This window comes from Clostridium beijerinckii, from assembly GCA_003129525.1.
In the GTDB taxonomy this organism is placed as follows: domain Bacteria; phylum Bacillota; class Clostridia; order Clostridiales; family Clostridiaceae; genus Clostridium; species Clostridium beijerinckii_D.
Window position 1 is genome coordinate 2,552,148 of sequence record CP029329.1, and the last position, 21,511, is coordinate 2,573,658.

The 21,511-nt window shown below is 27.9% G+C and carries 25 protein-coding genes and 3 pseudogenes; 25 read left to right on the forward strand and 3 right to left on the reverse strand.

Features of this window, described 5'->3' with window-relative positions:
- Window positions 1-12: 12 nt before the first annotated feature.
- From DIC82_11360 to DIC82_11370, 3 genes are all read left to right on the forward strand, one after another.
- Window positions 13-975, forward strand: coding sequence for a hypothetical protein (locus DIC82_11360; GenBank protein ID AWK53077.1), 963 nt, complete (start codon window positions 13-15; stop codon window positions 973-975).
- 92 nt (window positions 976-1,067) lie between these two features.
- On the forward strand, window positions 1,068-1,445 hold the full coding sequence (locus tag DIC82_11365) for a hypothetical protein (GenBank protein ID AWK51589.1): 378 nt from the start codon (window positions 1,068-1,070) through the stop codon (window positions 1,443-1,445).
- A gap of 97 nt (window positions 1,446-1,542) precedes the next feature.
- Window positions 1,543-2,610: a phage replisome organizer gene (locus DIC82_11370; protein AWK51590.1), complete on the forward strand. Its 1,068-nt coding sequence runs from the start codon at window positions 1,543-1,545 to the stop codon at window positions 2,608-2,610.
- Between the two features lies 1 nt (window position 2,611).
- On the opposite strand, the gene DIC82_11375 is transcribed toward DIC82_11370, so the two are convergent.
- On the reverse strand, window positions 2,612-3,193 hold the full coding sequence (locus tag DIC82_11375) for a sigma-70 family RNA polymerase sigma factor (GenBank protein ID AWK51591.1): 582 nt from the start codon (window positions 3,191-3,193) through the stop codon (window positions 2,612-2,614).
- A gap of 261 nt (window positions 3,194-3,454) precedes the next feature.
- Between DIC82_11375 and DIC82_11380 the strand changes: the two genes are divergently transcribed.
- From DIC82_11380 to DIC82_11405, 6 genes are all read left to right on the forward strand, one after another.
- A complete protein-coding gene (locus DIC82_11380) occupies window positions 3,455-3,838 on the forward strand; it encodes a nucleotidyltransferase domain-containing protein (GenBank protein ID AWK51592.1) in 384 nt (127 codons plus the stop codon).
- A complete protein-coding gene (locus DIC82_11385) occupies window positions 3,831-4,265 on the forward strand; it encodes a hypothetical protein (protein AWK51593.1) in 435 nt (144 codons plus the stop codon). Before DIC82_11380 ends, DIC82_11385 begins: the two co-directional genes overlap by 8 nt.
- A 593-nt stretch (window positions 4,266-4,858) precedes the next feature.
- Window positions 4,859-5,170, forward strand: coding sequence for a hypothetical protein (locus tag DIC82_11390; protein ID AWK53078.1), 312 nt, complete (start codon window positions 4,859-4,861; stop codon window positions 5,168-5,170).
- A gap of 409 nt (window positions 5,171-5,579) precedes the next feature.
- Complete coding sequence (locus tag DIC82_11395; GenBank protein AWK51594.1) at window positions 5,580-5,789, forward strand: DUF1653 domain-containing protein; 210 nt, start codon at window positions 5,580-5,582, stop codon at window positions 5,787-5,789.
- A 79-nt stretch (window positions 5,790-5,868) separates the two neighbouring features.
- On the forward strand, window positions 5,869-6,300 hold the full coding sequence (locus tag DIC82_11400; GenBank protein AWK51595.1) for a hypothetical protein: 432 nt from the start codon (window positions 5,869-5,871) through the stop codon (window positions 6,298-6,300).
- A gap of 199 nt (window positions 6,301-6,499) precedes the next feature.
- The gene (locus tag DIC82_11405) at window positions 6,500-7,645 is read left to right on the forward strand and encodes a hydrolase (protein ID AWK51596.1); all 1,146 of its coding nucleotides are present in this window, start codon (window positions 6,500-6,502) and stop codon (window positions 7,643-7,645) included.
- A 233-nt stretch (window positions 7,646-7,878) separates the two neighbouring features.
- Here the strand turns inward: DIC82_11405 and DIC82_11410 are convergent, their stop codons facing one another.
- Window positions 7,879-8,964 (reverse strand): transposase, encoded by a 1,086-nt coding sequence (locus tag DIC82_11410; protein AWK51597.1) that lies wholly within the window; start codon window positions 8,962-8,964, stop codon window positions 7,879-7,881.
- An 11-nt stretch (window positions 8,965-8,975) separates the two neighbouring features.
- Window positions 8,976-9,374: an IS200/IS605 family transposase gene (gene tnpA / locus DIC82_11415; protein ID AWK51598.1), complete on the reverse strand. Its 399-nt coding sequence runs from the start codon at window positions 9,372-9,374 to the stop codon at window positions 8,976-8,978.
- A 126-nt stretch (window positions 9,375-9,500) separates the two neighbouring features.
- On the opposite strand from tnpA, the pseudogene DIC82_11420 reads away from it, so the two are divergent.
- The 16 genes and pseudogenes from DIC82_11420 to DIC82_11495 all read left to right on the forward strand — a co-directional run bounded on the left by DIC82_11420 (window position 9,501) and on the right by DIC82_11495 (window position 21,353).
- Window positions 9,501-9,719: pseudogene (locus DIC82_11420) on the forward strand (hypothetical protein).
- Between the two features lie 26 nt (window positions 9,720-9,745).
- Window positions 9,746-9,892, forward strand: a pseudogene (locus tag DIC82_11425) (phosphoribosyl-ATP pyrophosphohydrolase).
- Window positions 9,893-9,989: 97 nt separating this feature from the next.
- Window positions 9,990-10,550 carry an N-acetyltransferase gene (locus tag DIC82_11430; protein ID AWK51599.1) on the forward strand — a complete coding sequence of 187 codons (561 nt, stop codon included), beginning with the start codon at window positions 9,990-9,992 and terminating at the stop codon, window positions 10,548-10,550.
- 149 nt (window positions 10,551-10,699) lie between these two features.
- The gene (locus DIC82_11435) at window positions 10,700-11,023 is read left to right on the forward strand and encodes a hypothetical protein (GenBank protein AWK51600.1); all 324 of its coding nucleotides are present in this window, start codon (window positions 10,700-10,702) and stop codon (window positions 11,021-11,023) included.
- Window positions 11,016-11,366, forward strand: coding sequence for an IS66 family insertion sequence hypothetical protein (locus DIC82_11440; protein AWK51601.1), 351 nt, complete (start codon window positions 11,016-11,018; stop codon window positions 11,364-11,366). The genes DIC82_11435 and DIC82_11440 overlap by 8 nt, the downstream gene beginning before the upstream one ends.
- A 99-nt stretch (window positions 11,367-11,465) precedes the next feature.
- Window positions 11,466-13,076 (forward strand): IS66 family transposase, encoded by a 1,611-nt coding sequence (locus DIC82_11445; GenBank protein ID AWK51602.1) that lies wholly within the window; start codon window positions 11,466-11,468, stop codon window positions 13,074-13,076.
- 246 nt (window positions 13,077-13,322) lie between these two features.
- Entirely contained in the window at window positions 13,323-13,919 is a 597-nt protein-coding gene (locus DIC82_11450; GenBank protein AWK53079.1) for a DNA-3-methyladenine glycosylase I, read from the forward strand.
- Window positions 13,920-14,038: 119 nt separating this feature from the next.
- On the forward strand, window positions 14,039-14,512 hold the full coding sequence (locus DIC82_11455; protein ID AWK51603.1) for an EBSC protein: 474 nt from the start codon (window positions 14,039-14,041) through the stop codon (window positions 14,510-14,512).
- A gap of 264 nt (window positions 14,513-14,776) precedes the next feature.
- Window positions 14,777-14,905, forward strand: a pseudogene (locus DIC82_11460) (GNAT family N-acetyltransferase).
- A 21-nt stretch (window positions 14,906-14,926) separates the two neighbouring features.
- A complete protein-coding gene (locus DIC82_11465; GenBank protein ID AWK51604.1) occupies window positions 14,927-15,235 on the forward strand; it encodes a phosphoribosyl-ATP pyrophosphohydrolase in 309 nt (102 codons plus the stop codon).
- Between the two features lie 26 nt (window positions 15,236-15,261).
- Complete coding sequence (locus tag DIC82_11470) at window positions 15,262-15,600, forward strand: hypothetical protein (GenBank protein AWK51605.1); 339 nt, start codon at window positions 15,262-15,264, stop codon at window positions 15,598-15,600.
- Between the two features lie 117 nt (window positions 15,601-15,717).
- The gene (locus DIC82_11475; GenBank protein ID AWK51606.1) at window positions 15,718-16,887 is read left to right on the forward strand and encodes an HNH endonuclease; all 1,170 of its coding nucleotides are present in this window, start codon (window positions 15,718-15,720) and stop codon (window positions 16,885-16,887) included.
- A gap of 30 nt (window positions 16,888-16,917) precedes the next feature.
- Window positions 16,918-19,194, forward strand: coding sequence for a hypothetical protein (locus tag DIC82_11480; GenBank protein ID AWK51607.1), 2,277 nt, complete (start codon window positions 16,918-16,920; stop codon window positions 19,192-19,194).
- Entirely contained in the window at window positions 19,187-20,248 is a 1,062-nt protein-coding gene (locus DIC82_11485; protein AWK51608.1) for a 5-methylcytosine-specific restriction endonuclease system specificity protein McrC, read from the forward strand. Before DIC82_11480 ends, DIC82_11485 begins: the two co-directional genes overlap by 8 nt.
- Window positions 20,249-20,486: 238 nt before the next feature.
- Window positions 20,487-21,008, forward strand: coding sequence for a hypothetical protein (locus DIC82_11490; GenBank protein ID AWK51609.1), 522 nt, complete (start codon window positions 20,487-20,489; stop codon window positions 21,006-21,008).
- Window positions 21,009-21,107: 99 nt separating this feature from the next.
- Window positions 21,108-21,353, forward strand: coding sequence for a hypothetical protein (locus DIC82_11495; protein AWK51610.1), 246 nt, complete (start codon window positions 21,108-21,110; stop codon window positions 21,351-21,353).
- Window positions 21,354-21,511: the final 158 nt, after the last annotated feature.

The following is a 21,511-nucleotide window of genomic DNA, read 5'->3' on the forward strand; positions in this document are numbered from 1 at the left end:
GTGGTGTTTGTTATAAATGAATTAGATTTAATTAAAGAAAGAAAAACGGGAATTGGTGGTTCTGATGTAGGAGCCATTATGGGGATTAATAAGTACAAGAGTGCTTATGAGGTTTATATGGAGAAAATTACTGATGTAGAATTAGAGACTTTAGCTGACAATATGACATATAAAAAAGAAGGTGCTTACTGGGGAGAGACTTTAAAGGAAGTTAAGGCAAAAGAATTTACAGTAAGAACAGGTAAAAAGGTAAGAAAAGAAAACAAGAGATTAAAAGACAGAGAATATGACTTTATGCAAGCAAAAATAGATAGAAAAGTCATTGGTGAAAATTCTATTTTAATGTGCAAGACAACCAGTGTATTTTTAGGGAAAGAATATGAAGGAGAAGAAGTTCCAGGAAATTTTATTCTTCAATGTCAGCACAATATGAGAGTTTCGGGAGCTGATAAATGCTATATAGCCTCATTAATTGGCGGCCAGAGGTTTGTTATAAAGGAAATTCAGAGGGATGAGGAATTAATAAATATGATTATTGAAAAGGAAAAGGACTTTTGGTACAATCATGTTCTAAAAAAAATTCCGCCTTTAATTGATGGAAGTTATGGAGCATCAAAGTATATTGACGGCAGATATAAAGCTGGAACTAAAAATTTAGAAATAATTCTTAAAGGAGAATATAAGGACAAGCTCCAAGAATATAAAAATGTTAAAGAAAATATAACAGCCTTAGAAGAAAAGCTAAAAGAAATAGAAAATAATATAAAAAATGAAATGAAAGATGCTGAAATGGGAATTACGGATTTGTTTTGTGTTAATTGGAAAACAATTACATCAAATAGAATAGATGCAAAAGCATTCAAAAATAATTATCCAGAGATTTATAAAAAAGTAATTAAAGAAAGCATAAGCAGAAGATTTGAGATTAAAGAGAGAACAAAAAGTGAAACAGAGAGTTTTATTTTTGCAAAGTAGAAATTTCAAAAGGGAGTATATAGAATTTTGTGTGAATTAAATGGTGATTTACGGAATGTGAATTAAGTTTAATTATTATGAGGGGGAAGATTATGGCAACAAACAAGAGTTTAAAAAGGGATTTAAATAATATAGCTGGGACTAAAGAGGAAATATCTTTAAATAAAAAAGATTTAGACTTAAATAAAGATGAAATAAATTTTAATACAGAAGAAACAGACTTAAATGGAAAAGATAATATGCTTAATAATGAAACCGTTGTTGCAAGTTTCAATGTAGTGGAAAATGGAATAATGAAAAATATTGAAAAGAGTGAAGTGGCTACTGAAAATAAAGAAGTTATTAATGAAGAGGCAGATGATAGCATGAATTTAAAGATTTTTAAAAATTACATGGATCTATGCAGAAAAACTGGGTTAATACCATCATGGACAGAATTAAATAAATTTAAACAATATTATATAGGGTAAATTACCATATTAATATGACTGTTAAAACGTATATTTTTTTATAACAGTCATATTTTTTTGATTGTGCCTTATATATTAAATTACAGGGGGAATTAAAGTGGCTAACATTGATTGGATAAAAATATATACTAGAATATTTGAAGATGAAAAGATTAAATTCATAGATAGACTTAAAGAAAGAGATGTTATCCTTTGCATGTGGTTTAAATTATTAATCCAGGCAGCGAAAACTAATGCTAAGGGAATGATTTTTTTAAGCCCCAAAATGCCATATACTAATGAAATGTTTTCTATATTGTTTAATAGGCCTTTAAATACCGTTAAATTTTCATTTAAGATCTTAAGTGATTTTCAAATGATTGAAATAGATGATAATAACTTTATTAAAATATGCAACTGGGAGAAATATCAAAATGTTGAAGGCATGGAAAGAGTCCGCTTATTAAATAGAAAAAGAGCAGAAAGGCATAGGCAAAAAAGTAAACAAATAATTTATGATGAATTAGAGGGACAAAATAATATTTATGAAAACGAGCTTGAGAATAATTTTAATAATGATGAAAGTGAAATTAATAAAACCACTTTTGAAAAAAATAGTAACGTTACTAAAACAACTTTTAAAGAAAATAATAACGTTACTGTAACGCTTAAGAGAGAGAGAGAGAGAGAGAATAAGATAGAGAATGAGAATAAGATAAAGAGAGAGATAGAGAATAAGATAAAAAACAAGAGCGAAAGAAATCAGGAGAATCTTGAAAATATACAGCAAAGTAGGAGGAGTAATGACGCACATGAAAACTCTCTCTCTCTTAAAATAAAAAAAGAAAAATCTTTAAAAGAGGTTGATGAACTGCTAAATCACTATAAAAATAGGGGAATCACAATCGGAGGACTTAATTTAAATTCACTTGAAGATTCTATAAGTATTCATGGGAAGATTAATGCTAAAGCTGCAATAGATAAAGCTTTAGAATTAAATAAACCAGATATGAAATATATTAACGGAATTCTTGGAAACTGGAAAAGAGAGGGATATCCATCAGCAGATTCCCTTGGGAATGGTATTAAATCGTGGAATTCACGCTCTTTAAGATTTAATAATTTTAAACCAAGGGAGTATGATTATGAGAATTTGGAGAAAGCACTGCTTGGATGGGACAAGTAAATCAATGTATTTTTATATGAGGATTTAATGATTTTTTAATTTTCTTTAAGGTGTTGTTCTTTTTAGAAATAGCTGTAGAATAACTCATATTTTTTGAAAAAGCATAAGTTCTAACAGTATTTTTTTTGAAAAATATATAATCTATAAGTTCTCTTTCATCTTCTTTTAAATTATTAAGCGCATGATTTAAATGCTCAAAATCACTTTTTCTTAGAAAACCATCTTCTATATTAAGTTCATTTGAAGCTATAGTATTTTCTACATCTTCAAAGAGGGCAAGAGCAGCTTGTCCCTCAGAACTTGAATGATTAATACTTTTTTTTATAAGAAGACTAATTTGATTTTTTATTGAGTTAATAGCATAACCCACAAATCTATGGCTTTTTGTATCATACTTATGAAGACAATAAAAGAGAGCTTTATAGCATTCATTATGCAAATCCTGCTTATCATATCCATGAATAAAAGCCTTGTTAGACAAGCTTAAAATAAAAGGTGTAAATTCCTTAACTAATAATTCTTTACACATTTCATCTCCAAGTTTCGAAGAAATAACGAGTTTTTCAATATATGCATAATCCATAATAAAAGCCTCCTCCAATATAAATGATTCTTTAAATGTAAAAAAATACCTTCCCTTAGACATATATAATTTTCCGAGAATAATTACATGTTTTTATTTGATTTTTTTAACCACTACATTTTTATCGTCGTTAAATTATTAGATCCTAAAAATGTTGTTGCTAAAAAGTTTTTAGCGAACTGAACAAAAATACCGTTATTTAGGATATAATATAGATATTAAAATAAGTATAATTTAGAATTGTTTAAGGATGGTGTAAATATGAATCAAAAGTTGATTTATGAAAAAATTAAAGATTTAATACCTAAAGATAAGATTGACGCTTTATACTTATTTGGATCTTATAGTAATGGTACTTTTACGGAAGATAGTGATATTGATTTTGCCATTTTTAGTGATAATTTAAGTTATATAGAGTTAGTAGATTTAGAAGATAAAATAAGTGAAAGACTCAATAAAGAGGTAGATCTTGTATTACCTGAAAAAAATGATGTTTTATTATTAAGAGAGATACTACAAGGGAAATCATTAATGGAAACATCAGAGGCTTTTGATACGTGGTTTGAAAAATTTAATGAATGGTTAGCTTCGGAATGGTGGTTTATAGAGATGTGCATTAATGAGAGGTGTGGTTTAAATGGATAGACTAAATATTGAACGATTAAAATATATAAGTACTAGTATGCAAGATGTAATAAGAGATTTAGATGAAATAATATCACTTTATGATAGTCAACCTATAGTTATTCAAAAGCATTTAGAACAAAGTTTTAGAACGAGTTTTCTTCAATATAAAGAACTGCTCGGAAACTATATGAGTCAATGTCTTAAAGTACTTGCAATAAGTGTTAATAAAATCACATATGGTGATGCAATTGAATTATGCATAAAGGAAGGATTTTTACCTAAGGATGAAATAGTATTATATAGAACTTTAAGTAAATTTAGAAATGATACAGCTCATGTATATAAAAAGCCACCATTTAAAGTATTGATTCAATTTTATAAAGAAAATGGAGAATTTTTAATTGATATAATTGAAAATATTAATAGTGTGATAAAAAGAGGATAAATATAACATCAATTGTATCCACAGAGAAAACAAGATTTAAGTTTTAACCAATACATTTTTATCGTCGTTAAAAACATTGTATTCAAAACAGGAGTTTATGTGTTAAAATATAGTTATAAATTGGTAAAGAAGGATATTTAATTTATGTAATCTATTCATTGTAATTCTTATGATTTGCTAGTATTTCAAATTTGTATATAAAAAAATAATAATTAATTTAAAAAAACTTAGGATTGATGCATAGTTATAAATTATGACGAATCAAAATACAAAAACATTCTTTGAAAATTGATAACACGGTATGGCAAAATATTAGTAAGAGAGAGGTGATGGTTTTGAATAAAATTAACAAGAAAATATGTTTAGGGTTACTTTCTTTAATATTATTTCTTATAGGCGTATTATTTACTGTCTCATGGGGAAATAAGACTTGCTATGGAGATATTATATTAAAATTTATAGGATTAAAACCATGGTCAAAGGTTAGTACAGGACTACATTATACAGCATTCTATTCTTTAATATTTTTTATACCATCATTTATTTTAGGTTATAAGTTCAAAGAAACGTTAGGACTAAGTAACATGAGTGAAATGAGAAGAATAGAAACTTGGGAATGTAAATTGAGCATAGTAATAGTGATAATCAGTTCATTTGTTTTACCAGGGAAAATAATACAAGATGGAACTTTAATAGAATATGCTTTTGGATTTCCTTGTGACTATTGGTTCATATACCAACAAAATAAAGAAAGTTTTCAATTGTTTAGTAATATATTTAATGGAAATACAGGAATGAATATTAATATATTAAGTCTATTTATTAATATAGTTATTATTTATTATGTATTAGTATTAGTGAAGACAATATATATGAAAATTAATACGAGGAGGAGAGATAAATAAAGAAATCAAGAATTATAATTAAAATAGTAATAATAATATTAATCATTACTATTTTGTCTATATCATTCGCAAATCGTGCAATATACGGTTCTTGGAATGTATTTAGTTATCCTAACAGGGTGTACTTCAATGACTATCGCTATGATATTGGGATAATTGTAGTGTTAGCAGATTATGAAAAACCCCAATATGAGGTCTCCAGAAATATTGATAGATTTACAGGTAAAAGAATTTATAGTAAAGAGAAAGACTTTATTGGAAACGGAAAAGTAGTTTATTTGTATTTGGATGGTGATAGATATATTACTTTAGTATCTGGTGGTGGAGGATGATGTAACATTAAGTGATATTAATAATGTCTATTAATAATTGCTTCGTATTTTTCTTAATTTAACGAAGGAGTAATTAAGTGCAAGATATAGATTTGACAGAGTTAAAAGGGAAAATAATTAGACATTTTAAAGGTGATTTATATTTGCTTATAGATATAGCAGAGCATACAGAAACAGGAGAAAAAATGGTTATATACAAAGCGTTATATGGAGAATGTGGGGTATATGCAAGACCTATTAATACGTTTCTAAGTGAAGTAGATAAATGCGAAATAAAAATTATTTAAAAAGAGAAATACAAATAGTAATTCCACGCAAAAATTACATAGCGTATTATAAGAAATAAAATAGAAGAGGAGAATTTAAATGAAAATAGAAAATAAAGCATTTACTGAAGAAAAATTAAAAACAGTACTTGAATCTAATAGTGAAGAAGCAAAATCAACAATTAATGATGAGGATAAATTTGAGAGACTTGTTCAAAGACTTGAAATCAAATTAAAGTTAGTACCTGGTATCGGAAAATATATAAGCGATATAGCTTGTATGGTTTCTTTAGTTAGAAGTTACATAAAAAAGGAATATACTGACATACCTATAGGCACGATAATCAGTATAGTTTCAACATTGATTTATATATTATCACCTGTTGATTTAATTCCAGATTGTATACCTGTGGTTGGCTATTTAGATGATTTAGCTCTATTAAGTTGGGTATTAAAATTAATTCATTCTGATGTTGAAGAATACAAGAAGTGGAGAATTGAAAATAACAAACAAATTGTAGATGAAATTTAATATATGCTTTTACATGCTTACGAATTACAATTTATCGTTGAGGTAATTCGTACTCTTCCTTTTTGATGTAGTAAATTAAAAAATTGATATTTAAAAATTGAATAAGAAATATATTAAAATGTACTACAACAGGAATATATTTAAAAAAGTAAGTATCAGATGGAACTTGCAAAGGCATAGAACTAGGGGGAATGAATACATGGAATATATGAACAATCGTAAAATAGCAGGCAACCTGAAAAATATAACTTTAATATCAGTTATTTTAATTAGTTATTTTCTTATTTCATCTAATGTACAAGCAGCAACTCTTACAAGTGATCAAGCACTAAATTCCAAAATAGGTTGGACAATTGACGGTAAGAAGATTAAATCAGGCAGTTTATCAACAGACTATAATATTGAACAGGCATTAAGTGATATAAATAAGTTTCAATTGAATACTTTAAATATACCTGTAATGATAGATGTAGATAATATTTATTCGAGTAATATGATAGTTGACAAAACAAGTGAAAAAAAGGCAATTGATTTAATTAAACAGTTAAAGAACACAAATACTAATATAAATATAATATTAGAGCCATACCCTTGGGTAGCTCAGGGAACAAAGGCTGAAACTGAATGGAAACCTGACAACATGAATGCCTTCTTTTTAAATTGGAAGACAAACGTATTAAAAACATTGATAAATGATATTGCAGTGCCATATAACGTAACTGCCCTAAACATAGGAAGCAATCTAGTTAATATGGAATCTGAAGAAAATAATTGGTGCGATACTGTAGATTATGTTAGAACATATTATAAAGGATTAGTTACGTATCGAACAAATAAATGGGATACTGCTTCATGGTCTCCAGATAGTGTTGCTGCATATAATAACAAGTTAAATAATAAGTTATTTTCAAAAGTAGATTTTATTTCTATAGCAGCTTATTTTGAACTTACAAATAATCCTACAAATACAGTTGTAAATCTTGCGAGTGCAATAGAAAATTCTCAGATAGATTTTAGCGGACAAGTTAGACACCAAAATATAAAAGATGAAATAAAAAACTTTTATGATAAATGGAATAAACCTATTTTCTTTGGAGAACTTGGTTTCCCTAAATTTGATTATGCATCATATGAGCCTTGGAACTGGAATCCATATAAGAATAATAATCTTAATAACCTTGAGCAAGCTAATTGTTTTGAAGCCTATAGAAGAGAATTCGAAAATGAACCTTGGTTTTTAGGATTTTCTATATTTGCAATAGGTGAACAAAGTGATGATAAACACTATTATCCAAGTCAAGAAAGTACAGCAGTTATAAAAAATTGGTATAGTAAGGAACAGTAAACAAAAAAACTCAATGATATTCAGACAAAAATAGATAAAGATTATAATTTCAATGATACAATTACCACACAAGATATGAGAATGTCAAGTGGAGCACAGTACAAACTTTGGGATGATGCAGTGAATTACACCTCACTTATAGAAGTGGGGGCTTCTTGGTCAATACTACTACTGTAGCAAGTTTCTCCAAGCTATCAAGGTTATTCCAACCTCTCTAGTCAATATATCTTATATTACATTGCTAGTTTTAGTAGATTTCTACTTGCATTTATATCTCTATCCAGTATCATTCCACATTCTGTACATATATAAGTCCTACAAGATAAGTCTTTAGTTTGGCTTGATTTATTGCCACAATTAGAGCATAGTTGACTACTTGCATAATTGGATGGTGCTATTATAATTTCTCTACCATGCCATTCTGCTTTATACTCTAACATTCGTCTGAATTCTGCAAAGCTAACATCAGCTATTGATTTAGCTAATTTATGATTTTTTATCATATTGCTAACTTTTAAGTCCTCAATGACTATAACTTGATTTTCGTTAATTAATTGAGTGCTTACTTTATGCAAAAAATCATTTCTTTGATTAGCTATTTTTTCATGTATCTTCGCTACTTTAATTCTAGCTTTTCTTCTGTTATTACTTCCCTTTTGTTTTCTAGATAAGTCCTTTTGAAGTTTAGCTAATCTTTTTTCTGATTTTTTTAAGTGTTTCGGATTGCTAAAAAAATCTCCATCACTTGTTATTGCAAATTCCTTTATTCCTAAATCTACGCCTACTTTTTTATCTATTTTATGTAATTGATAGTTTTCAGTATCAATTAATATTGATATGAAATACTTTCCACTTGGAACTTGTGATATGGTACAAGACTTAATTAATCCATTGAACTGTCTATGTTGCTCTACCTTAATCATGGATTTTAATTTAGGTACTTTAATATGATTATTTTCAATGTATATAGTTCCGTTTTGATTATTAGTTGTATAGTTATTTGTATTATTTTTCTTTTTGAATTTAGGAAACCCAACTGATTTATCTCTAAAGAAATTCTTATATGCTTTATCTAAATTCAGTTGAGCATTCGCTAAAGCAAGGCTATCAACTTCTTTTAACCATTCAAATTCTTTTTTATATTGTGCTGGTGTAGGATATTTCACTTGCTTAATATCTAAGTCTTTATTTTCTTCATAGAATTTAATTCTATCAGCTAACATTCTATTATAAACAAACCTAGCACAACCAAAGGTTTTAGCTAAATATATTTGTTGTTCAATATTAGGATAGATTCTATACTTATAAGATTTTAACAATCTTTATCACCTCACTTGATACCTTGATTTTCTATATAATTCTTGATATTTTCTATAGTTGCTCCACCTGTAGTTATTAAGCAATAACTTCTATTCCAAAAATACTCTTTCCACAATTGTTTTTTCATAATAGGAAATTCTTTTTTTATAAGCCTACTGCTAGCACTTTTGTAAGCATTAATAAATTTTGATATTTCTGTATTTGGTGACCCCCTAAATAATAGATTTACATGGTCAGCATCATGATTCCAATCTTCAAGAATAATATTATATTTAGGCTCTATATGCTCAAATATTTCTTTTAGCCTAGTAGATATTTCATCATCAATAACCTTTCTCCTATATTTTATAACTAAAACTAAATGATAATTTAGTTTGAATACTGAATGTGTATTTCTATCAAAATTCATAGTAATCACCTCAGTTATAGTATTAGCTACTGAACTAATTTTATACTATTTTTATAAGAATATTGCTTACGCTATCGGCGATTCATCTCCCACCTATAGAGGATGAGAGAATTCTCTAAATTTTAGTTAAATGAAATCTACAAGGAATTGCAGAAGACTTTGTCTTCTAGTGATATGGAAAAGTTAAAAAAAGAAGAACTAGCATGGATATCAAAAAAAGAAAGTGATGCAAAAAATGCAGCAGACGAAGTAAAGGGCGGAACTCTTGAACCAGTTAATTATTCTTTATCATTAGCAGATTCAACAAAAAAGAGATGTTATGAATTAGTAAATAACTATATGTAGTATATGAACTTAAACCATATTCTTGTGTTTCAGATGAAGAAAAATACAAGATCTTAGAAGCAAAATTACAAGAGGAAGTTAATGAATTTTTAGAAGATAAAAATTTAGAAGAATTAGCTGATGTTATGGAAGTCTTATTTAGACTTGCAGAAGCACTTGGATATAGTGAAGATACGCAACAAAAAGTTGTTAATATGCCTAAATTTGTATATAATATTATATATTTATGCTGGTGCTATAGTTATAATAATTTTCAAAGGGGTTGAGTTTATGAGCATAAAACATATTAACAATATTATTGATAAAGTTGAATTGAAGAATGGAGCACAATTAATCTTGAGAAAGGCAACAGTAGACGATGCTAACGATATTATTGAATATTTGAATATTGTTGGTGGAGAAAGTAACAATTTACTTTTTGGAGAAGGTGAGTTTAAACTTACAATTGAACAAGAGAGAGCGTATATCGAAAATATTAATAAAGATAAAAACTCTCTTATGCTGTTAGGTGTAATTGATAATAGAATTGTGAGTGTTTCTCAAATAAGTAGTCAGAACAGACAAAGAATAAGTCATAATAGTGAACTCGCAATTTCAGTAATAAAAGAATATTGGGGAAACAGAGTTGGTAGTTTTGCTATAGAGCAGTTAATAAAATTTGCAAAAGATAATAAATCTATAAAGAATATTAGTCTTGGTGTTAAAGAGGATAATCATAATGCCATTAAACTGTATAAAAGGCATGGATTTGTAGAAGTAGGCGTTCATAAAAATTTATTTAATATCAATGGTGATTATTATGATGAAATATTAATGGATTTATATATCTAAAGTTATTAAATAGATAAGCAATAGGTAGTTAAAATTAAACTACCTATTATTATTGCTATAAATGTAAGCGTAAAAAAATTAACGGATAGATAAATATAAACCTTCATTGTTAAAATTAACATAGATTTTAACAATGGAGGTTTATTTACATGAATAATAATGAAAAGATAAATTGGAGAGAAATTGTTGCTACCTTTTCTTCTTACGAAGGAACGTTAGGAACTTTCTGCAATGCAAATCACATTACTAAAAGTCAATTTCATTACTATAAAAAGAAATTTAAGAATGAAGATAATAATTTACAGTTTCATGCAATTTCAATGAGAGAAGAAAAAGTAACAACTGAAATCACCGTAGTTCCAGCTGATAGACCTAATATAATAATAGAAATAGGAGCCACTAAAATATACGTACCGGCTAATGAAATAGCTGTTTTGAGCACTTTACTTAAGGATTTGATTACAAATGTTTAATCTTAATAAAGTTAATACAGTTTATCTTGCGTGTGGAATAACTGATTTGAGAAAAAGTATTGATGGACTAATCGTGATTGTGCAAACGCAGCTAAAACTGGATCCGTTTGAAAAATCCTTGTTTGTTTTTTGCAATAGGCAAATGAATAGAATTAAGATACTTCACTTTGATGAAGGATTCTGGCTGTACTATTTTCGACTTGAAAATAATAAATTGAAATGGCCGATGACTCCAGACGAAGCTCTTAAAATTAACAAAGAAGAATTGAAATGGCTGCTTATGGGATATGAAGTTAGAACTAAGTCTAAATTTAAGCCAATTGAAGTAAGAAATAGCTTTTAAAACAAATATCGCTGTAAACCCTTAATTTTGAACTTTTACAAGTTTCGGAATTGAGGGTTTTGTGGTAATATATGCCTATATTTGTTGTGAGGTATAGGGATGGATATTTTAGATTTAGAAAATCAACTTGATGAAAAAACAAAATTATTGATTTCTAAAATGGAAAAAGACATTGAATCAAAAGATAAAGAAATTGATGATTTAAAAAAGGAATTGGCTTTTCTTAAAGGACAGATCCTTAATAAAAACAGAAAAATTTTTGGACAATCTAGTGAACAAGTTGATTCGAGACAGCTCTCACTTTTTAATGATGCTGAAAAAAACAGTGATATTAAAATAGATGAGCCTTCCGTTGAAGAAATTACATATACAAGAAAAAAATCATCTTCTCATTTAGGAAAGAAAGATAATTTATCCGGCCTAGATAGAGTTACAATTGAGCATAAACTTACTGACTCTGAAACATTTTGCGATAAATGCGGGAATGTTCTAGTTATAATAGGTAAAAAATCAAAAGAAATTTTAAAATATAAGCCAGCAGAACTTTACATAGAAGAACATGTTTCATATACATATGCTTGCAAAAATTGCGAAGCGGATGCTGATAAAGCCAATATAATTTCTGCAAAAATGCCAAATACTTTCTTATATAAAAGTATGGCTTCAAATGAATTATTAGCTCATGTTGTTAGCATGAAATATCAATATGCAATGCCATTATATAGAATGGAATCATATTTTAAGATGATGAATGTTAATCTTTCAAGACAGACATTATCCAACTGGATAATAAGTTGTGCAAATGAACTTCAGCCTGTTTTTGATTATATGAAAGTGGAACTCTTAAGAAGAAATTATATCCATGCCGATGAAACCTATGTGAAGGTTATTGAAGAAAACGGAAAAGACTCCAACTCAAAAAGGTTCATGTGGCTATATCGCTCCGGAGGCATAGAGAACCACATAATTTTATATGATTATCAGAAAACAAGATCTGGCTCTTGTGCTGAAGAATTTCTTGAAGGTTTTTCTGGATATCTTCAAACAGATGGATATGATGGCTATAATAAAGTTAAGAATATAAAAAGACTATATTGTATGGCCCATATTCGAAGAAAATTCTTTGATATAATATCAACCTTAAACCCTGAAGCTCTAAAGCAGTCTCACGCATTAGAAGGGTTTAATTATTGTGAGCAACTTTATGAAGTTGAAAAGGATCTAAGGGAACAATATATATGTAGTGATGATTATTATGGTGATCGACATGCAATAAGGCTCAAGAGATCTTCACCCATTCTTAGTAAATTTCAAGAATATGTAGATAATGAAATTGTTAATGCGCTTCCTAAAAGTCCTTTAGGTAAAGCTCTTGCATATGCTCAAAAGTTGTTGCCATATATGAGAACTTTCTTGACAAATGGATGTCTTGAAATTGATAATAATGCAGCTGAAAGAGCTATAAAACCATTTGTAATTGGCAGAAAAAACTGGATGTTTTCCAAGACAGTAAAAGGCGCAAAATCAAGTGCAGTACTTTATAGTATTACCGAAACGGCTAAAGCCAATGGCTTAGCAGTGGAAAAGTATTTAGTATATTTATTCGAAATGTTTGCAAATTCAGAAGTTAAGGAAAAGGACATACTAGAAAAATGTATGCCATGGTCTGAAAGCATTCCAGATGAACTGCGCGTTAAGACTACCAAATAATTATTTCTATATAAAATTGTACCCAACAGAGAATATAAGTTTTTCTGTTGGGTTTATTTTATCACTTAAATTATGCTACCGCTACGCGTCGATTCATTGACGCTTACCTATAAATCAACAATTAAATCTAACAGAGACAAAATTTATAATATGATAAGGCAATTTGCAAGAGAATTTAAGGCACATTTTATTATGACTGGAAGCTATTTAGGAAGAGTTGTTATGCAAAAAGAGTTTTGGTCTCCAATGGGGGATTTAGTTGAAAAGGAAGTGGTTCAAATTATTAAAAGATGTGAATGGGTGACAAAAGAAGAATTATATATTGAATATCATGATAAGGAATGGGGAGTGCCGGTATATGATGATAGGAAACTATTTGAAATGTTGTGCTTAGAAGGAGCTCAAGCAGGCTTAAGCTGGTGGACCATTCTTAAAAAAAGAGAAAACTATAAAGAAGCTTTTGATAATTTTGAGGCTGAAAAGATAGTAAACTATACTGAAGAAAAATTAGAACAATTAATGCAAGATAAAGGTATTGTTCGTAATAGAAGAAAAATTGAAAGTGTTGTAACTAATGCAAAAGCATTTTTGAAAATTAGAGAAGAGTGTGGCTCATTTTCCAATTATATATGGAAGTTTGTAGATAATAAGCCTATTATTAATTCATGGAAAAGTATAGAAGAAGTTCCAGCTTCAACTGAATTGAGTGATAAAATGAGTAAGCAACTAAAAAAAGATGGTTTCAAATTTATAGGAAGTACAATTTGTTATTCCTTTATGCAAGCAGTGGGAATGGTTAACGATCATACAACTGAATGTTTTTGCTATACGAAGCTAATTTAGTTAGAGATATTCTTAAGAAGAATCTTGTAGATTAGATAATATGATTTTTACATAACACGCTGCAATTAAATGGAATAAAAAGTGTAATTTTAAAGTAGAAAGCGAGGAGTATTTTACATATGGCAATAGAAAGAGTTAAAGAGTATTTCAAAAAATATGGTATTGATAATCGTGTGCAAGAGTTTGATGTATCAAGTAAAACAGTAGCACTTGCAGCAGAAGCATTACATTGTGATCCATGCAGGATTGCAAAGACGCTTTCGTTTATGGTAGCTGAAAATCCGATTTTGATTGTAGTTGCTGGGGATGCGAAAATTGATAATCCAAAGTACAAAGCACACTTTAAGGCAAAAGCCAAAATGCTTACACTAGAGGAAACTGAAAACTTAATTGGTCATGCTGTTGGCGGAGTTTGTCCTTTTGCTATCAATGAAGGTGTAAAAGTCTATCTTGATGAATCATTAAAAAGATTTAAAACTGTGTTTCCTGCTTGTGGAAGTGGTAATAGTGCAATAGAGATAACCATAGAAGAATTAGAAAAGTATTCTGGTTATGATGAATGGATTGATGTTTGCAAGGATTGGAACAATTAAAGCTATTCATAATTATGAAAATTTTGAAATTGATTTGAGAGATTAAATTTATTAGAATATAGATTTATATATGATGATTATGAATATATGTTTTATGAGTTTGAAGACAAGGCGCAAGGAGAGTTTATGGAGAATAAAGAAGGACCATTTTAGAGCTTATAAAAATAGGCTCTTATTTTTTTTGTTGTAAAATATGCTTTTATGGTAAAATATATCCATAAGAAAAGTTTATGTATTGTTAGGTGGATTTAAAATGAATATGAGTTTTCTAAAAGGAAAAAATGTGCTTATGCAATTTTGGTATCATTGGATTTCATAAAAGACACACATAAATTCTATGAAGGCATGGGATTTACAGACAGTGTACGAGGTTTTAGAAAAGTTTATAAATAATTATGAAAAGGATGAATGTTAATGAAAACATATAATAAATTAGTAAGAGATAAAATACCAGAAATTATAAAAGCAGATGGAAGAGAATGTGATACTTTAATTGTATATGGAGAAGAAAAGTACAAGCTCTTAGAAGCAAAATTACAAGAGGAAGTAAATGAATTTTTAAAAGATAAAAATTTAGAAGAATTAGCTGATGTTATGGAAGTTTTATTTGGACTTGCAGATAGCTTAGGATATAGTGAAGAAGATCTTTTGAAGGCTAGAGACAAGAAGCTGGACGAGAGAGGTGGATTTAAAGAGGGGATTGTACTTAAAGCTACCTATTAAAATTTTTGGAAATTTAAGTGAAAAAGATGTTGATATATAACCATAATTATAGTAAAATTAAGGAAGATATGGATAAAATATGTAATAAAACTCAAACAAAGAACCTAGAAAACAAAAAAACGAGAGGAATTGGTGGTATGGATGAAAAAAATAAATTAAATGGTAAAAAGAAAAAAATAAAGACTAAAGTATTAGATGATCAATTAAATAAGCAACTTGAGAAGGTAATAATGAAATTACTTAAGCAAATTCCTGAAGAAGATCAAAAAAAGGTAGATAATATGTCAGAGGAAGAGACAAAAATTCTTGCTGATAAAATTCTTAAAGCAGAATCTTTTGAAGAATTTAAACAATGTTTTAAATAATAACATAAAAATTTTAAGAGTTTATGTAAAAATAAGCTCTTATTTTATGTGGAAAAATATATTTATATGGTAAAATATAACCATAAAGTATTTTGTTAGATGTTGGGTGGAATTCAGATGAATGGAATATATACAGAAAATAAAACTATGATACTACCAAAAGAAATATCAGAAGTACCATATAGTAATGAAGTTGATTATGCTACATTTTCTAGGGTATTAAGAGATGATAAGGTAGTTGCTAGCTATAAAATGTACTGGCTGTTATCATTATTAGATGAAATTTCAATTGGAAATACTGAAATTGAATTTAGAAAATTAATAAGTAAAATGGTAGTTTACGCATGGTATCCAATTTCAAAGTTTAAACTTAGTTTTGGATTTTGTGACAATTTAGCTAAAGTAGTTAATTATATTTCAGATACATACAAGTTAGAAAGCAATTATGATGAACGTAAGCTTTTTGAATTTATTTATGAATCTGAAGACAAAATATTAAATAAAATGCTTAAAGATTTAACATTGAATGTCCCATATAGATTCTTATCTCCATTTTTTGAGGACAAGCTTAAAGGGTACACAAAGGTTCAAAAGATGATAGAGGAATTTTCAGGTGAAGATATTAAGTGCATTTATGAAATATATAAGAATGAGAAAAGTGAAAATTGTATTAGAGTAAAGGAAAATTGGAGCAATTACTTAAAATATAACTATAAAATTATTCAAGGCTGGGCATATTATAAGCTTGTTTGCTTCCTTCAAAAAAGAAATCCAACTGTTCCTGGAATAGCCATGAAATTAGAAGCTCCAAAGAGCAGAAATTTAAGAGAACAAACAAAAATATGGACGAAGATTATAGAGCAAAAGCATATTAGTGATTTATGCACAGGCTTGGATTTTACAAGTGAAAACTATAGGCTTAATGGAGTTTTAAGCATAGATCACTTTATCCCTTGGAGCTTTGTACTACATGATCAAATGTGGAATTTAGTTCCGACTTTTAAGAATATTAATAGTAAGAAGAGTGATAATTTACTTGATTATGATTCTTATATAGATAGGTTTTGTGAAATTCAATATGAGGCATTTTGTTTTGTGGTTGATGATAAGAGGAATAACCAGATTGATGAATATAGGCAGCTGCTTAAAATTGAAGATGCTAGGAAGTTTAAAGATGGAACAGATGAAGAGGAATTTGTTAAGAGGTTGAAGAGGGAGATTGGGCCTGTTTATGGGGTTGCGGTTAATCAGGGGTTTGGAGTTTTGGAGAAACTTTCAAATTATTAAATAATTACATAAAAGACGAGGAGATTGATTATGAAATTTGTAAAAGAGTTTTTTGAGATTTTTGATAGAGATAATTTTGAATATAAAAAAGGTGATGAGGAAACTAAAAATCTATTTCAAACTGTCCATGGAAAATGGTCAGAATGGTGTAGTGAGTTTGGGATGAATTATAATAAATTAGACAAACCAATAATCCAATCTTGGCAATATGGATGGGGATTACATAAATCATTTTGGAGCAGATTTAAATTTACACCATTTGATAGATCTGCAACATGTATATCACTTTATGTAAACAAAGATGAGTTAGCAATTGAATTAAGCTACGAATTTGCAAATAAAAATTCAGAATTATCAAAAGAAGAATATTGTAGTTTGCTTTTAAGCAATATTGGTGAATGGAGCAAAAAATACAACATAGATTTAAACTCGTTTTATATTTATGCAGGAAAGTATAAATGTACATTATATGAGTATTTTAATATACCAGAAAAGAGTAATTGGTTTTCAAGAACTAATGGAATAATTATTAGTGTTGGAGTATTTTTTAATAAAGAACAAATTACAGAACTTGATACTGAATCAGAGAAATTAAAAGATATATTATTTAAGTTAAGTTATTTATATGAAAAAGTCCAAAAGCCCAATTCAGTATATAAGTATCTAAAAAATGCTGAAGAATTGATTCCAGATAAACATGATGGAAGTTATGAATTAGTAAGAGAAACAACAAGAGCCTTTAAAACTGTACCTTCTGAAAATATAAATCTTGATGATCTAGATGCTTTATTTTTTACATCAGTTGGTACTTTTAGAAGAAAAACAAACTCAAAAAAGGAATTGATAGATAAATCAAATTTGCCAGACAATGAAAAGGATCGTATTAAAAATTTAATGGAGAAGATTGATAATGATGCGAAGCAAACTAAATATAGCAATAATTATGATGGTGAAAATTGCGTAGGAATGTTTGGGACAGGCTTTATGACTTTTAAGAAGCCTGGAAATGATGAAAATTCTGCAAAAGAATTTATTAAACTATGTACAGATATAGTGGATATGGATGAAGAAGAAGAAATATTAAGTAGAACAGAACAAACTTTGAAAAATCAAATAAAAGGAATTGGAATAGGAAGTTTATCAACTTTTTTGCATTGTTTAAAACCTTTTATTTTTCCAATAATAAATGGAAAAGAAGGACAAGGTACAACAACATATGAGAAATTAGGAATTAAATTAGAAAAACCAAAGGATACTTCAAATTTTATAAAAAACATCAGAATAATTAAAGAATATAGAGATAAATATTTTTCTTTTAAAAATTATAGATTAATAGATATTGCAAAAATTGAAGAAGAAGAACCTATTGAAATAATTGATAATGTAAATATACTTGAAAATACAACTGCATATGATAATGAAGTTAACAACACACAAGAATATGTAGTGTATACAAAAGAAAACTTCTTAGAAGATGCATATATAAATGAGGAAAAATATAATACAATAGTTAATCGTCTAAATAGAAAGAACAATATAATACTTCAAGGGGCACCAGGTGTAGGTAAAAGTTATTTAGCTAAAAAGATTGCATATTCTATATTAGGTAAAATTGATAAAGATAAGGTGCAAATGATTCAATTCCATCAAAGCTATTCATATGAAGATTTTATAATGGGTTATCGTCCAAATAAATCAGGAGGTTTTGATATTGTAGAAGGTGTTTTTTATAAGTTCTGTTGTAAGGCAATAAATAATCCAAATGAAAATTTCTATTTTATTATTGATGAAATAAATAGAGGGAATTTAAGTAAAATATTTGGAGAGTTAATGCTTCTTATTGAATGTGATAAACGTGGAGAAAAATTTGCTATGAGTACAGTTTATAGTGAAAAAGAATTTTATATTCCGAAAAACCTATTTATCATAGGACTTATGAATACAGCAGATAGAAGTATTGCACTAATTGATTATGCACTTAGAAGAAGGTTTAGTTTTATAGAAATAGAGCCGGCATTTGGAGAAAGATTTGATAAATACACAGAAAAATTTAATGATACAAACTTAAATAGAGTTTTAAATGTAATAAAAACCATAAATGCTGATATCGAAAAAGACGAATCTCTTGGAAAAGGATTTAAAATTGGGCACAGTTATTTTTGTAATTTAAAAAATTCTAGTGATGACGAATTATTAGAAATAATAGATTGCGATATAATTCCATTGCTTGAAGAGTATTGGATTGAAAATGCGTCTATAGTAGAAAATTATGCACAAAGATTAAATGAGGCGGTAAATAATGAATAGCTCAAATTATCAGCTTAAAATACCAATTAGAAATATATATTGTATGCTTTCTTATGCTTATAATGTACTAAAGCAAGATAGCTTTGAAAAACTAGGAGAAGAAAAGTTTGAAAATATATATGACTTATTAACTGAAATTCTAATTATAGGGATTAGAAAGCAAGTTAAGCAGGGCATTTACAAAGAATATATTAATAATGATGAGCCATTATCAGTGGTTAGAGGGAAAATTGACATCGGGAAATCTATACAATTAAAAGTTAAATCAAGTATGAAACTACATTGTGTTTATGATGAATTTAGTAGTGATAACATTTTAAATCAAATTATAAAATCAACGTGCATTAAACTTATAAAAAATGATGAAGTTAATGTAGCTAAGAAGAAAAAACTTAAAAGCTTAATGCTTTACTTTGGAGAAATAAGTGAAATAACTATAAAACACATAGAATGGTCTAAGCTTAGATATCATAAAAACAATTTGACTTACAAAATGCTTATAAATATATGTTATCTAATTAATGAAGGGCTTATTGTAAATGAAACACAAGGTAAAAATAAATTTGTTACATTTATAAAAGATAGACAAATGGCAATTCTTTATGAAAAGTTTATATATGAATTCTATAGACAAGAATTTCCACAATATAAAGTTAAATATCAGGAACAGATTAAATGGAAAAGTGATAATAACTATATAGACTTTTTGCCAAATATGAATACAGATATTTCAATAGCGAATGGTAACCGAAAACTTATAATTGATACAAAATTCTATAGTGAGTGTATGCAAAAGAATTATTTGAGTAATAATAAATCATTTATTTCAGGTAACTTGTATCAAATTTTTACTTATGTTAAAAATAGTAATTTTGATGGGAACGTTAGTGGAATGTTACTTTATCCAACTGTTTCTTATGAAGTAAGCGAAGATTATCAATTGAGTGGTAATGATATTTTTATTAGATGTGTGGATTTGAATAGGGAGTTTTTTGAGATATCAGATAAGTTAAAGGAAATTATAAAACAATATCTAATGGATAATGCAATTTAGAGTTGTATATATTCACTGGTTTATGATGTAAAGTAGACTGAGATAAATTTAAATAAAGACATATTATTGAGAAAAAAATTATGAGGTGGGAGATTATATGGGATTTTTAGATACATTAAAGGAAATAATTATAAATAAACCATCAACATTAAGAGCGCCAACTTTTATAAAAGAATTTACTGAAGACAATTAATTCATCAAGTAATTAATTCAAGTAAGATAAGGGAGATAATATGTAATGGTAATGATATTAGAGAAAAGCATTAAATCCACTGCAATAGTATCGGATGATGGAAACTATAGGTATAGGCTGACTCGGGTATGGGATAACAACAAACAAAGCGCAACAGTTATAATGCTTAATCCAAGCAAAGCGAATGAGTTGAAAAGTGATAAAACTGTAATGAATTTAACTAATTTCTTAATAGACAATAATTTTGGAAGCGTGAATATAGTTAATTTGTTTTCATATATGACTACTGACCCAAGTAAGTTGCATGAAAGAGAAGAACAATTCGAAAGATATAACAATACGTATATTGAACTTGCGTTTGAAGAAGCTGATATTATAATAATTGCGTGGGTGCGTGACAATAAAAAATATATAAAGAATCGTAAAATAGAAATTGAAAAAATACTTATCCCATATAAAAGCAAAACAAAATGTTTTATGGATAGTGAAGGAATAAAACCAAGACATCCAAGAGATTTGGGAGATAAGTGGACTTTAGAAGATTACGATTTTATGTATATTACATGATTAATATTCAAGATGATTTTGGATCCAATAAATTAGCCAGTATTTCAAACGAATTAAGATTGAAAAATAGGAAACCTATATTATGAGTGGGGTGAAATTATGATAAATGATTATAAATTTCAGAAGTTAATGAATTTTTTTAAGCAGAACCAAGCAAATGAACTTATACTGACATATGCTGAAATAGAAAAGATCATAGGCTTTAAATTATGTTCTTCAGCTTATAAACACAAACCATATTGGAGTCCAACAAAAACACATACAATAACTAGGGCATGGATAGAAAATGGTTGGAAAATTTATCATCTAGAACTAGGTGAATATATAGAATTTAAAAGAAGTTGATATGGTACTTTTTATTTATAATATAGCGATAACTACTTTGAGCATTACCTCTAACATCATAGTATTTTTCTTTTCAAAAATAACTTAATGTTAATGGAAATGATCGTGTTATTATAGCATATTTACTAATTTACCATTATTCATATGAGGCAGGAATG